Consider the following 13,556-nt stretch of genomic DNA (forward strand, 5'->3'; position numbering starts at 1 on the left):
CGAAAGACAGGGTGTCTTTTCATGTATTGCCGGGCAATATCAGTCGCTGCCGGCCCATCCTGGAACCGCCCATGAAGCCTGTCCTTGCCTATTCGCTCGCACTCGCAGCCTTATGGGTGCTCCCATCGTTTGCGATACACGCACAAGGCAAGCCTGCAAACGAACAAGATACGTTCGTCCTGTACAAATTCGCCAAGGCCATCGGCAAGGAAACCTACACGATCGCCGATGAGAAGGGCCTGCTGACGCTCCGCTCGGACTTCAAATTCAACGACCGCGGCACCGACGTGCCGCTGAAGACCGTCTATACGGCTACAGACACCCTTCATCCCGTTTCGCTGAAGACCGAAGGACAATCGTCGCGCAATTCGCCGATGAACGATGTGTTCTCGCTGGACTCCAAGCAACAACGTGTCGTGCTGCTGCGCGATGGTACGACAACGGACTATCCGATTACCGCCGATACCTTTCTGGTGGATGGCTACTCGCCCGTAGCCATGCAGCAGATGCTGATGCGCTTCTGGATCGCCCGAGGCAAGCCTGCCCAGATCGCCGCCCCACCGGATGCCAGCATACATATCGAACCCGGCAGCGATCTCAGCATCATCGCCAACGGCCACGCCACAACACTTCATAGCTATGTGATCAGCGGTCTGGTCTGGGGCGCAGAGACCGTATGGCTGGATGACGATCAGAAACTCGCCGCTGTCGTCACCACAGATTCCGAATTCGATCACTTCGAAGCGGTGCGCGAAACGTATAAAGACTCGCTTGCCCAGTTTATCCAACAGGCCGTCAGAAACGACCTGGCGGCGCTGGCGCGATTGACCGCTACGGCGAAACACGCCACCGGGAAACACCTGGCCATCACTAATGTCACCCTCATCGATGGTACGGGCACCGCGCCACGCCACGTTGCTGCCGTGTACGTGGACGACGGCCGGATCACGAACATCGTCCATTCCGGCGCTGCGCCAGAAGCCTCGGACAAGCTGGACGTCATCGACGGCACCGGGAAATACCTGATCCCGGGGCTGTGGGACATGCATGCGCACTACGAGCAGGTCGAATGGGGTCCCATCTATCTGGCTGCCGGCGTCACTACCGTGCGCGACTGCGGCAACGAGTTCGACTTCATCACGACCGTTCGAGATGCGCTGCAATCCGGACGCGGTATTGGGCCGCGGCTGCTGATCGCCGGCATCGTCGACGGCACCGGCCCGATCACGCTTGGCGCCATCACTGCCGACACAACTGAGCAAGCACGCGACGTCGTGCGGCGCTACAAGAAAGCCGGCGCGGTACAGATCAAGATCTACAGCAGCATGAAGCCCTCGCTGGTACCGGTCATCGCGGAGGAAGCACATAAACTGGGTCTGACGGTGACCGGTCATGTACCCGAAGGCATGACGACCCCACAGGCTGTCGCCGCCGGATACGACGGTATCAACCACATCAGCTTCGTCGCTCGCGATCTGCTGCATATGGAGCGCGGCAAACCGGCACCCCCGATCGACTTCACGACGCCAGAGGCCAAGAAAGAGCTGGCGCTGTTCAAGTCGCACCATACGGTGTTCGACGACACCATCGCGCTGTACGAAACCCTGTCGCGCTCCACCGACACGCCATTGGAAACGCTCGAGCCTGGCATCGCCCATGTCGCCCCGACACTGGCCACCGCCTTGAACGCGACCGGCGCACCTCCCGCTAAAGCATCCGAATTTTCCAAGCGTTACGCCGCGTTGCTGGCCACGTTGCGTGAGTTGCATCGGCAGGGCTTGACCATCGTGGCCGGCACCGACCAGGACGTTCCCGGTTATTCACTTCACAGGGAACTGGAAATCTACGTACAAGCCGGCTTCACGCCGATGGAAGCCTTGCAGGCAGCGACCATCGTCCCCGCACGCGTACTCAAGCTAGACAAGCAACTGGGCACACTGGAAATCGGCAAGCGCGCCGACATGCTTCTGCTGGATGGCGATCCGCTGGCCGATATCCGCAACACCCGGCGCATCGCCAAGACCATCAGCGACGGTACGGTCTATGACCCTGCGCCGCTTTGGCAATCGGTGGGTTTCAAGCCATAAGCAACAGGGGCGCCACGATTGCCGCGCCCCTGTGTATTTATCCTCAGCCCCGCCGTCTTCGCACCGGGTTCCATCCCACCGCAACATCGATAGCCAAAGCCAGCATCATCGCAGCGGTGCCAACAACAAATAGCTCCCGATAATCTCCGCCCCCATGCGCGAACACAAAGGAGAAACCGTAGGCTGCTACCGCCTGGCATACCGCAAACGCGACAGTCGCCGTTCTCCAAGCCGGACCCTGCTGCGCAGGATGGTGTACAAGCAACTCGTGCACGCGCCCCAGCACCAACGGCACCGTACCCGTGACGAACGCACCCACTACCACGCTGGAAACGATGAGCCACGGCCCGGTCAGCCCAAGCGCCGGTATCGCTACGCCGCCGATCTCCAGTACGAATGCCAAACGCAGTGCGCGACTGAAACCCACCTTGTCCGCCAATGCCCCCACGAAAAGCGGACCGGCCGTCGCCCCTGCTCCGAACAGCACCCAGAACTCCGCACCTACTTGCAAACCCTGTCCAAGACCGCGGGCGACAAAATCGACCAGAAAGATCATGTGCGGCACCCAACCGGCGGCATTCAACGCGTACTCCACATACAGCGCACGCAACGTGCGTGACGGCGCCGCATGGCGATGATGGACAACTGGCGCGACTTGCGCCGCCGCCTGACCTGGCCATCCGTTCCACGCGATCATCGTCAGCACCAGGGAGATCAACCCCAGACCCATCCACGTGTCTTGCAGGCTACGTTGCAACAGCAGCGGCACCAAGGTCCCCGATACGACGATCCCGATGCCCACGCCCATGAAGATGACACCACCGGCAAGCCCGCGCCGCGAAGGCAACACATGCGGTAGCACGGCGGGCGCGGCAAGCACCATCAATGCACCTCCCGCTACACCGGAAAGAAAGCGCCACCCGAAGAACCATGCAAATGACACCGGAAAGGCGCAGGTAAAGAATGCCAGCGTCGCCAGCGCCATCATGGCTCGCAAGGTAGTGACGCTGCCGATCTTTGCCGCGAGCCGCCGTCCAAGCAGCGCGCCAACGAGATAGCCGGCCAGATTGGCGGCCCCAAGGTAAGCGGCCATGGATGCATCGAACCAATGAGCCGTGATGATGGCCGGCAACAGCGGGCTATAGGCAAAGCGTGCCAGGCCGATGCCAACCAGGCTTGCGCAGAAGGCTGCCAGAACAGCCCACCCCGCGTTGACGGAAGGCACGCTGGCGACATGCGTTTCAAGGATGCGGCTCATCGGCGAAGCCTCTTATTTCTTGATAGGCTAAGCGTAGAATCAATCTGCATTTCAGAGAACTGAATTGATTCGATAGCACCTATCTCATTTGGCGATAGGCGCGCATATGAGCCGATACGGGAGTTCGAGTATGGACGTGGCTGATCTCAAGACATTTGAAGCCGTGGTCCGGCATGGCAGCATGAACAAGGCGGCCCAGGAGTTGCATACCGTGCAGTCCAATGTCACGGCCAGGATCCAGGCACTCGAACAGGAGCTCGGCGTCGCCCTCTTCCAGCGTCACGCGCGCGGCGTCAATGCAACACCCGCAGGACAACGCATCCTGCCCTTCGTGGCACGGATCTCAAAACTGCTTGCCGAGGCAGAAAGCGCGGCGAAAGACGACGGTACTCCACATGGCGTGTTGACGCTTGGAAGCCTCGAAACCACGATGGCGTTACGCCTGTCGCCGGCATTGAGCGGGTTTGCCAGGAACTATCCCGATGTTCGCCTGGTCATCCGCAGCGGCACCACGGAAGGACTCATTCGCCAAGTGGTCGAAAACCAACTCGACGGCGCTTTCGTCGCAGGGCCGATCGATCATCCAGAGATCGCGCAGGAACGCGTGTTCACGGAAGAACTCGTGCTGGTGACCAGCCAAGCCATTCAGACGCTCAAGGATCTGCCCAAGACTCCCGGCTTGAGGACCATTGTTTTTCAACTGGGCTGCTCCTACCGGCAGCGGCTGGAAACCATCCTAGCCGGCATGGGCATCGTCACCGCCAAGCCGCTGGAATTCGGCTCGCTCGATACCATCATCAACTGCGTAGCAGCCGGCATCGGTGTAACTCTGCTTCCGAGAGGCGTCGTGGCAGCGGCTGCCGAAAATGCCCGAATCAATGTGCATGCGCTACCGCGAAACCGTGCTTGGGTGGAGACCCTCTTTATTCGTCGCCACGAAGCGTATGTGTCCAGTGCTTTGAAGGCGTTTGTGGCAATGGCCCGAGAAGATCAGAGTGGCGGCTCGAAACATGACTGAACCTCGAATCGCGGTTTGATCAGCGCGTGGCGCTAAGCAGCGTAGAAAAGCATCCGAGCTAAGACCGTAAGATTATGGTCGATGCAATAGACAACAGATGTTTCATATGCATTCTCCCTGCTTTTGTAATCACCCCTCTCGACAGATCCAGTTAAATCGCTGGAAATATTGAGCTTGTTAGCAGGCACTGCCTCTCAAGAAAGCCACGATACGCGACGACTTGATTATTTCACACTCTATTGACAGACTGCAGCCTTTACTCGCGCATAGCGCAATAGCATTGCGTGTTGGAATGGGGGAAAACGTGCAGTGATATCTATGGCTTCGCCACATAGTGGCGTTCGGTAACCACGGTTGCCTTTCTTTGGCCCGTAAATACGTCGCACGCTTCGCCCTGACATTGGCTAACGCTACGAGTGGTGGCGTCCCTTGTTGTGCAGGGACGTCCCACGGTTTTGCAAAACCACTCTTGGGCAAGGACGATAGCGATGAAAATCAAACAACTCTTCTCTCCGGGCCGACGTAAATACGGTGTTTTCCCGGTAATTATCGGCATATCGCTGTTTTCGCTAATTCAAATACTCAATGCAGCCGATACGCGTACCACAGCACCGCCGCCTTTGCCGGTTTTGACCCCACAAGTTCCGCTGGAAATTACGGTCACCGGGTCGAACCCGACGCTGGCCTCTTTGCAACAGGACTTCGACGTTTTTTCCTGGCAGTCGTTTATCGCGCTCAATTGGCCCGCCAATCCAGATGGCACGCCCAATACGAACCTCACGATCGGGCAAGCTACCAATAACCCGGTGGTGTGGGAGAGTTATCGAGAGAGCCGCACCATTTTCCTTCCCGGCGGCGCCACACCTGCGCCGTGGGGCGAAGACAGCCCTCTTCCCGATGTCTGCAAGAACATCGACGCCAAGCATCTCCCGCCGGGAACGATGCACCTGACACAGGTGGGAAAGACCGCCAATGTGCTCGACGAAAGCGGCGAGCCGTTCAAGACCGGTCCTTTGATCGACCAGAACGGCCAGTACACGCGCTTTGCCATCATGACCAACGAGGCGATGTTCAACTACATCCTCACCAACAAGATCTACTCCAAGGATGGACAAAAGGCGTTCAACGCGGACGCCAACTTCCCCGCCAGCAATACATCGACCCAGCAACTTGGCTCCATCATGATCAAGACGGCATGGGTCAAGATGGGCGGGAAGTACGACCCCGCGAAGTTCTACACCACATACGCACTGGTCTATGACAACCCCGCGGAAGAACCCGGAGTCAAGCCCTCTTGCGTGCTCACGCAGGTCGGCCTGGTAGGCTTTCACATCGCGCACAAGACAGCGGGCGAGCCCCAATGGGTATGGTCCACGTTCGAGCACGTGGACAACGTGCCAACCCAGGGCCAGAAACCTGCACTGCCTGCTTACAACTTCTTTGATGCGCACTGCAAAGGCTGCAAGGTCAATGAACCGCCGCCGCGCCCCTGGAATCCGGGCACTGCGTATACAAAGCCCACGCAGGTGGAGCGCGTGATTGCCATCACCCCGGAGGCGCAGCAACTCAACGCGTCCTATCATCAGGCCCTGGCCGCCGTCGTTCCGGATTCGGTCTGGCTGAATTATGAGCTGGTCAGCACGCAGTGGCCGACCAACGCAAAGAGCAAAGTGGACCCTACCGGTGTCCCCGCACCATCGTTCCTGGCCAATACCACTCTGGAAACCTATATCCAGGGCCACGTCAAGCAGACCTCCAGCAGCTGCATGGCGTGCCACAACAATGCCACGACAACGACGGGCAACTTCTCGGACTTCACCTATCTGCTTCAACGCGCGCAGTAGCTCTCAAGGAGACAAGCCATGAGCAATGATATGGATAATTTCATCGGTCTTAGCGCTGTGCTGACAGGCTTCAATCAGAGCGTGCTTGCACCCGAGCTGGACCCGGTTGACATCAAATCGGAGTACTTGCCTTTCTTCACGCAGAAGATCGCGCAGGAAAGCAGTAACCCGCTGCTGGTTGGCCAGATCTTTCAAAAGTATTCGGCGCTTCAGGCCAAGGGACTCACATCCCAGCAAATTGGCGAGGCCATGCTGGATTCTGCCAATGGCGAAGCGTTTGTGCTGGCCTGTCGCAAGTTGATTTTCATGTGGTACTCAGGCGCGTGGCCCACGCTTATTTCCGCAACGGCGACAGAGCCCGCCAGCACCGTAAGCGACCTGATTTCCGAGAATGCCTATACCTCGAGTCTCGTGTGGCAGGTCATGCAGTCCCATCCCATGGGCGATTCCAATTACCGCTACGGATATTGGGCCAAGCCGCCTGTTCCGCTTAGCGACTACACGGGTAATTGAGGAGACCGCACATGACTACGCAATCCTACGACCTGGTGATCGTCGGCTCAGGCATCTCCGGCGCGATCGTCGCTTATCAGTTGGGCAAGCAAGGCAAGAAGGTGTTGATCCTGGAAGCCGGCCAGGCCGTGCCGGTCGACCGCAGCGGCTACATGAGCACGTTTTTCAAGGCCAACGCCAAGACGCCGGAGTCGCCGTATCCGCCGACCACCCAAGACCCCAAGGAGTCCACACCGAACAACCCGTTGGGCCTGCCCAACCCGGCACTGGAGAACGTGCCACGCTACACCGTGCTGCAGGTGCGCGCCTGGCGTAAGCCGGACCAGTGTTACTTCATCTATCCGCCCCAGCCGCTTGGTCTCCAGGGAGACAGCCCGGAAGCGTTGTTCGCCTTTGCCAGTTCGTACGAACGCATCGGCGGCGGCACTACGTGGCATTGGCTCGGCACCAGCTTGCGGTTGTTCCCCAGCGACTTTGAACTCAAGACACGGTACGGCCAGGGTGTTGATTGGCCTGGCGGCAAGACGTTCTACCAGACGCTGGTTCCGTACTACGAAAAAGCGACCAACGAAATCGGCGTGGCAGGCGACAAGATCGCCCTGGATAAGCTCTACGCACAATTTGGCGTCGAGCCCTCCGGCACCTATGGCCCGAGCTACAACTACCCCATGCCTCCCATCGTGGAGTCGCAGGTAGACGCGGTGTTCGGCCAGATCACCACGCTGACCGTCGACGGCAACCCCGTTTACACCACACCGACGCCGCAAGGGCGCAACTCGTTGCCCGGGGACCGGCGTCAATGCGCCGGCAACACCAATTGCATTCCCATCTGCCCGATTCAGGCCAAGTACGACGCGACCGTCACCCTCAACAATGCGCTGCAAACGGGTAACGTCGACATTCGCTATCGCACGGTTGCCAACAATATCCGTGTCGATGAAACGACAGGAGAAATCATCGGCATCGACTACATCACCTACGACGACCATCTAGGCCCGCAAACGGGAACCGGAACGGCGGTAGGCACGAAGTACCTGCTCGCGGCGCACGCCATCGAAACACCCAGGCTCTTGTTGATGTCGAACAAGAACAAGCATTTCCCGCAAGGCGTCGCCAACTCCAGCGGCCAGGTCGGCCGTAACTTGATGGACCACGTCATGTACCTGGCCTGGGGGCTGGCCAAGGATCCTGTCTACGCGTATCGCGGCCCCTTGGCGACATCGGGTTTCGAATCGTTGCGCGATGGCGCGTTTCGCAAGAACCGATCCGCCTACCGCATCGAAATAGGCAATGAGGGCTGGCAATGGGCGGCGAACGATCCGTACACCACGCTCGCGGACTTTGTCTTCGGCCAGAACAGTAGCCAGCTCAATGGCAATTCCGTCAATCAACAAGGCCAGCCGCTGCGCTTCAACCCGGCTCTGCCCGCCAACAGCCAACTCTTCGGCGAGCAATTGGTCAACACCCTCAACGCCGTTTACATCCGGCAGGTTCGCCTGGGATACCTCATCGAGCAACTTCCAGACCCCGACAACCGGGTGCAGCTCTCGTCGACCGAAAAGGATCATCTAGGCCTGCCCCGCCCCCAGGTCACCTATCGCATACGTAGCGACTACGAGCGCGATGCATTTGTCTCCGCCAAAGCCGTCTCGACGGAGATCTTCAAGACCATCGGTGCCACGGAGTACACCACCGTGCCACCTGCTCCGGTGTTATATGGAACTGCGGGCAAAGTGACCGCCACCAACTTTCAGTACAAGGGAAACAACTTCACCTTCTATGGTGCGGGCCATATCGTAGGGACGTACCGCATGGGCGATAAAAAAGCGGACTCCGTACTCAACGCACGGCAGCAATCCTGGGACCACAGCAACCTGTATATGGTTGGCAGCGGCGTGTTCCCGACGGTTGCCACGGGTAATCCTACCTTGACCATCGCCGCGCTTGCGTTTCAGGCGGCGGACAACATCTTGGCGGATCTTAATCAACCTCACGGGTAGAAGGCGTAGCCAGTGACCCACTGCATGTCCGGTTTTTTCTCCTAGGCTCGCCCCAGTCACGACAGATCCGCTTCAGTTCGTGACTTCCACCACCGGGGCGCAGATGTCATCTGCGTCCCGTACTCCGCGTAAGGCGTGCAACAAAGCCATTCTCGCTCCCTGAGATCGCATCTCTGGATGATAACTACGGCCTGATTGCTTTACCCAAGCGTCAGCGATCGGAAAATCACAAGCAATACAAGGAGCGCAAGATGTCCAGCGACGTAAAGATAGACGCAGCTCACAACTCAACATTACCCAACCCCACGGACACTGCAGTAATGCACGCAGAATTGGCTGCAGGCGGCGGGGCAGCCTTGGTCGGATTCTTGCAGGATGCGCCGGGGGCCGTGTTACGTACTGCGCAAGACGAACTACGCCAAAAAGTGCGACCAGAACAGTTCGGAGCGGTGGCCGACTATGATCCGGCCACGGATACAGGCACTGACAACACCCCATATTTTACGGCGGCGATCAGTTATCTCGCATCCCTTGGCGGAGGCGTACTTGCTCTCGGTTCGGGCAAGTATCTTGGACAGTTCGAAATCGACAGTCCATTCATTCATATAGTTGGAGAAGGTGAATGGGCGACCTCCGTTTACAACGTGAACAACAGTCCGGTTGTTCTCATAACGAATACAAACAATAGCATCACCGATATAACTGTCGAAGGAATGGCCATCCTCAACAGAAATCCAGACACCTGGAACGCCTGTGATGGCATCGCCATTCAAAGCGTACAAGCAAACCAGGCGTGCTCCTTTCTTACCTTCAAAGATCTGTACATCTTTGAGATGAGATATGGCATCTTCATCTCGGGCGGATCCATCTGGAACCTGTACGAGCGTGTGCATGTGTCGACTTCGCTCATAAACGGCATGAACGTCGACGCGACTGACAACGTTGGAGCGCAGACTTTCAATATGTGCAGGTTCGCCGCATGCGGGCAGCACGGTATATTCGTTAACAGCTCGTTCTCGACATTTCCCGTTGTGAATTGGACGTTTTACAACACCACCATTGAGCACAATCTCGCCAACGGGGTGCGTGTCACCGGGACTGGCGGAGGCATCCAAGCGTGGATTTTTAGCGGCTGCTATATGGAAGAAAACACCTATGGTATTTCGCCTGGCGGCACGAACGGCCTGGTAAAAGCTCACGTATTCATCGATTGTCCAAATGTCTTCGGCTTGACGTTTGACACGTGCACGTTCTTCGGAGCATCGCCCTCGCACGCCAATCTTGACTACAGCATCTATGTCAACAGTACATTGATGACAACCGTCATTGGTGAAGTAAAAGGATGTCGTTTTGGCACGTCAACGACCAACGATATCTTCTGGCCCGCTGGCGTCACACTAGGCAAGAACGTCTACACATCGACCAACAATGTCGACCGACTTCAAGGGTCGTTTGATATTCGCGACATGACGCAGGCACCGCTGCCTTTTACGCCATCGGTCAGCTTTAACGGGTCATCCGCCGGCATTGCCTACAGTAACCGGATTGGCCGTTATGCGCTGCACGGAAATGTTGTCTATTTCGAGATCTATGTATCGCTAACCAGCAAAGGTACGGCAACCGGCGTAGCAACAATCGACGGCCTTCCTGTCGCAACCTCGTCAACAACCAATTTGATACCCGCTTTTTCTGTTCATGCAGACCAGCTTGCTTCTGGCGTGAATCAGGTCGTCGCGCGAGCACTGGCAGGCAGCACATCCATACAGCTGAATAAATTTTCATCCGGAACGATTGCGCAGCTCAGCAATGCCGATTTTGGCAACTTCACCGCCATCAGTGTCAGCGGTCACTACTTCCTGCAATAACATTCACCGAGGCGTCTCGATCGAACATAGCCTTCAGAGATCCGGTTGCGATGATTGCACCGCAACCGGATTTCAAAGGTCCAGAAAGGCTATGACTTCCTCGACAATAGAGCTCAGCACATTCGTAGCACATACCGTCAGCACGTCAGGCTCGCCGATTGGCAGCTCCAGATCACGAAACTGACTATCAACCAGGCTAGAGGGCATAAAGTGACCAGGACGATGAGCCACACGCTCAGCAGCAACTTCCTGCGATAGCTGCAGGAAGACGAAGCCCAAACCAGGCACCGCTGCACGCAACACATCGCGATAGCGGCGCTTGAGCGCAGAACAGGTCAGCACAGCGGGCATCCCGGTTACAACGGCCCGTGCCAACTCCTCTCCCAAACGCTCAAGCCAACCCTGACGGTCGCCATCGTTCAGCGGAATACCGGCTCGCATCTTGAGAACATTCTCCTCAGGATGAAACGCGTCACCCTCGATGAGCATTGCGCCTGTCTGCTCGCATATGGCGGCGGCCACAGTGGACTTGCCGCAGCCGGCGACTCCCATGATGACAAGGGCGCGCATATTGTCTGGCATCTTCATTGTTGCAGGGTCACGCGAATAGTCCGCCTATGCAACCCTTCGATTGTTCCATATGTTGGTACTGATCAGATCCCCGTCTCCCTCATTCATGAGAGAAACGGGTCCTTTCAAGACAATGTTGAAACACAGCGATGCGGCCAATCAATGCTCAAATGGGCAGGCCATTGTTGTCCGTCTTCAACGACTGGGTAGAGAACTTGCCCAGGTACGCGGAAAGTGTGCCATCTCTGAGCAGCGCGAACACCGCACCGTCTTGCCAGATTCCATCGAGATGCTGGAAAGGTCCCGGTGGGTCACCTTGGTTGCAATGTACATCGTGCACGCCATTGCCGGTTGTATACGGTGCACCGAAGGCATACAGCTTGGTCGAGTTGGTCACCATGTTCACCAGCGCATTTCCCGCTTCGTCCCCGGTCACGTTCGTCCAGGTCTGGATATTGGTGCGGAAAATCGCATCGAAGATCCCCCAGAGCAGCGACAGACAGCCAAGCGGTCTCTGAAGGATCAGGCTTCGCGCATAGTCGATCGCGCCGGACGTCGGAGTTGGAGCGAGTTGATGATAGCCATCCGGCAGACTCGATATGGTCGTAAAGAGCGAACTATCGAGCTTGTTGAACACCTGGTACTGGAACAATCCGTTCGGCTCGTTAACGTCGACCGCAGCCTCATACACGGTACCCGCTGCGTTGATGTTCAGATCGACGTGTAGCCATTGCCCCTGATTCTTCGTGTAATTCTGATAGGTCCCGATTACAACCCCATAGCTCGGCAACATAGACACCTCCCTAACCTGGCTTGTTAACCATCAGCACGTATTTGTGCGATTTTCCCTTTTCCGAAGAGGTCCGTCCGGGTCGACATCGGACGCAGTCCGAATTCGAATCATAACCGGCAGATGCTCAGCTTTACCGGGTGCATTTGACAAAATTGGCCAGTCACGCCAAAACCAACGGTCTAAATCCTAAGTTAGGTAACCACACCAAAACGACTTAACCAGGATTTGCAGATCATTGAAATAATTAAAATTAACAGAACCACCACGGATGCTCATAAAATCTTATTGACACGCGAGGTGCATATTGCGACCTTACCCGGCGCCTCGCCGACCTGCTGCCTTTTTTTTACAGGCTTAACCAGCGAGGTATTCATGGGGAATCCTATATGTCAAAGAAGCGCATTGCGCTGTTCTTGGATGGCACCTGGAATACGGTAAAAAGCAACACCAATGTCTGGCGTATGAAATCGCTGTGCTGTACCGATGCCGGACAAATCTCTTACTACAGCGCTGGTGTCGGCACGCAACTCGGCCAAAGACTCATCGGCGGCATGTTCGGCTGGGGACTCGATGCCGAAGTGATCCGCGGCTATATGTGGCTGATGGAAAACTACAACGAGGGCGATCAGATCTTCCTCTTCGGCTTCAGCCGCGGCGCGTTTACGGCGCGCAGCCTTTCCGGCCTGATCTCCAAATGCGGGCTATTGAAGCCCGGCTCCCCTGTTTCCATTCCGCAGTTGTACGCACGCTACAAGCGCGGCAATACCGTGCCTACCATAAGAAAGCTCGCCAACCTGGCCGATACGGAGCTCAGCCAGGAGGACCGGCTCGTCAAAAAGTATTCCATGGCTGTCCCGATCTGGTTTCAGGGCGTCTGGGACACCGTCGGCGCACTTGGCGTGCCATTTGGCAATATTCCCGGCATCAGTCGTTCCAACTTCGGCTTTCTGGAAACGGATCTGCGCATAAACAATACCCGCGCATTCCATGCCATGGCGATCGATGAACATCGAAAAGCCTTTGCACCGACACTTTGGACAAAAACCGTCGACAAGGATGCCGGCCCCAACGATACGCCGGCAGTCCGGCCGTTGGATCAGGTGGAACAGCGCTGGTTTGTTGGCGCACATGCCGACGTCGGCGGCGGCTACGAGAACGGCATGCTGGCGCAGATTCCCTTGAACTGGCTTATGCAGAAGGCTCAAAAGCATGGGCTGATGTTTAGAAGCGACGCACTCTGCGACGACGAGGACATCAAGTCTCCCATCCACAACTCGTTCGCCGAAATGGCCTTCGGCATCTATCGATTGCTCCGACTCTTTCGTCCCTTCTATCGATCAATCGATGCAGCACCTGCTCACAAGGATGGACAGATCACGACCACGATCAACGAAACCATCGATGCGTCCGTCTTCGAACGCTGGCGCAAAGTGCCTTCTTATCGGCCGAAGAATCTGCTCCAGTGGTCTGCCAAACATGGTGTCGACTGCAACGACATCTTGCATACGGTCGCAGCTGGCGATCCGTCGACCGTTATTGATCTACCTGCGACCGACATAGCCACTGCCTGAAGTGCGCCTCGAAATACTTCCTACACGTCACTCCGGG

Annotated in this window: 10 protein-coding genes; 7 read left to right on the plus strand and 3 right to left on the minus strand. The window is 57.0% G+C overall.

All coding sequences use genetic code 11. The features are described from left to right. Positions 1–71: 71 nt before the first annotated feature. Positions 72–2,087: an amidohydrolase family protein gene (locus QMG46_RS17995; protein ID WP_281849233.1), complete on the plus strand. Its 2,016-nt coding sequence runs from the start codon at positions 72–74 to the stop codon at positions 2,085–2,087. Between the two features lie 43 nt (positions 2,088–2,130). On the opposite strand, the gene QMG46_RS18000 is transcribed toward QMG46_RS17995, so the two are convergent. Continuing rightward, positions 2,131–3,345, minus strand: coding sequence for a YbfB/YjiJ family MFS transporter (locus QMG46_RS18000; RefSeq protein ID WP_281849234.1), 1,215 nt, complete (start codon positions 3,343–3,345; stop codon positions 2,131–2,133). 130 nt (positions 3,346–3,475) lie between these two features. Here QMG46_RS18000 and QMG46_RS18005 point away from each other — a divergent pair, with 130 nt between their 5' ends. The 5 genes from QMG46_RS18005 to QMG46_RS18025 all read left to right on the plus strand — a co-directional run bounded on the left by QMG46_RS18005 (position 3,476) and on the right by QMG46_RS18025 (position 10,585). Next, positions 3,476–4,363: a LysR family transcriptional regulator gene (locus QMG46_RS18005; protein WP_281849235.1), complete on the plus strand. Its 888-nt coding sequence runs from the start codon at positions 3,476–3,478 to the stop codon at positions 4,361–4,363. A gap of 488 nt (positions 4,364–4,851) precedes the next feature. After that, positions 4,852–6,207 (plus strand): hypothetical protein, encoded by a 1,356-nt coding sequence (locus QMG46_RS18010; protein ID WP_281849236.1) that lies wholly within the window; start codon positions 4,852–4,854, stop codon positions 6,205–6,207. Positions 6,208–6,225: 18 nt separating this feature from the next. Continuing rightward, positions 6,226–6,720, plus strand: a complete 495-nt coding sequence (locus tag QMG46_RS18015; RefSeq protein WP_281849237.1) for a hypothetical protein — start codon at positions 6,226–6,228, stop codon at positions 6,718–6,720. 11 nt (positions 6,721–6,731) lie between these two features. Beyond that, positions 6,732–8,720 (plus strand): GMC family oxidoreductase, encoded by a 1,989-nt coding sequence (locus QMG46_RS18020; protein WP_281849238.1) that lies wholly within the window; start codon positions 6,732–6,734, stop codon positions 8,718–8,720. Positions 8,721–8,971: 251 nt separating this feature from the next. Continuing rightward, a complete protein-coding gene (locus QMG46_RS18025; RefSeq protein ID WP_281849239.1) occupies positions 8,972–10,585 on the plus strand; it encodes a hypothetical protein in 1,614 nt (537 codons plus the stop codon). Positions 10,586–10,657: 72 nt separating this feature from the next. On the opposite strand, the gene QMG46_RS18030 is transcribed toward QMG46_RS18025, so the two are convergent. Further along, positions 10,658–11,155, minus strand: a complete 498-nt coding sequence (locus tag QMG46_RS18030; protein ID WP_281849240.1) for a gluconokinase — start codon at positions 11,153–11,155, stop codon at positions 10,658–10,660. Between the two features lie 166 nt (positions 11,156–11,321). After that, complete coding sequence (locus QMG46_RS18035) at positions 11,322–11,948, minus strand: DUF2278 family protein (protein WP_281849241.1); 627 nt, start codon at positions 11,946–11,948, stop codon at positions 11,322–11,324. 386 nt (positions 11,949–12,334) lie between these two features. Between QMG46_RS18035 and QMG46_RS18040 the strand changes: the two genes are divergently transcribed. Then, positions 12,335–13,519 (plus strand): T6SS phospholipase effector Tle1-like catalytic domain-containing protein, encoded by a 1,185-nt coding sequence (locus tag QMG46_RS18040; protein WP_281849242.1) that lies wholly within the window; start codon positions 12,335–12,337, stop codon positions 13,517–13,519. Positions 13,520–13,556 lie beyond the last annotated feature (37 nt).

It is taken from the genome of Dyella sp. GSA-30 (genome assembly GCF_027924605.1).
GTDB lineage: Bacteria > Pseudomonadota > Gammaproteobacteria > Xanthomonadales > Rhodanobacteraceae > GSA-30.

What these genes read in the sequence shown, in the direction of transcription:
- QMG46_RS18040 (WP_281849242.1), top strand. Translation starts at nt 12,335, where the DNA reads ATGTCAAAGAAGCGCATTGCGCTGTTCTTGGATGGCACCTGGAATACG.
- QMG46_RS18005 (WP_281849235.1), top strand. Translation starts at nt 3,476, where the DNA reads ATGGACGTGGCTGATCTCAAGACATTTGAAGCCGTGGTCCGGCATGGC.
- QMG46_RS18015 (WP_281849237.1), top strand. Translation starts at nt 6,226, where the DNA reads ATGAGCAATGATATGGATAATTTCATCGGTCTTAGCGCTGTGCTGACA.
- QMG46_RS18020 (WP_281849238.1), top strand. Translation starts at nt 6,732, where the DNA reads ATGACTACGCAATCCTACGACCTGGTGATCGTCGGCTCAGGCATCTCC.
- QMG46_RS18025 (WP_281849239.1), top strand. Translation starts at nt 8,972, where the DNA reads ATGTCCAGCGACGTAAAGATAGACGCAGCTCACAACTCAACATTACCC.
- QMG46_RS18030 (WP_281849240.1), bottom strand. Translation starts at nt 11,155, where the DNA reads ATGCGCGCCCTTGTCATCATGGGAGTCGCCGGCTGCGGCAAGTCCACT.
- QMG46_RS18000 (WP_281849234.1), bottom strand. Translation starts at nt 3,345, where the DNA reads ATGAGCCGCATCCTTGAAACGCATGTCGCCAGCGTGCCTTCCGTCAAC.
- QMG46_RS18010 (WP_281849236.1), top strand. Translation starts at nt 4,852, where the DNA reads ATGAAAATCAAACAACTCTTCTCTCCGGGCCGACGTAAATACGGTGTT.
- QMG46_RS17995 (WP_281849233.1), top strand. Translation starts at nt 72, where the DNA reads ATGAAGCCTGTCCTTGCCTATTCGCTCGCACTCGCAGCCTTATGGGTG.
- QMG46_RS18035 (WP_281849241.1), bottom strand. Translation starts at nt 11,948, where the DNA reads ATGTTGCCGAGCTATGGGGTTGTAATCGGGACCTATCAGAATTACACG.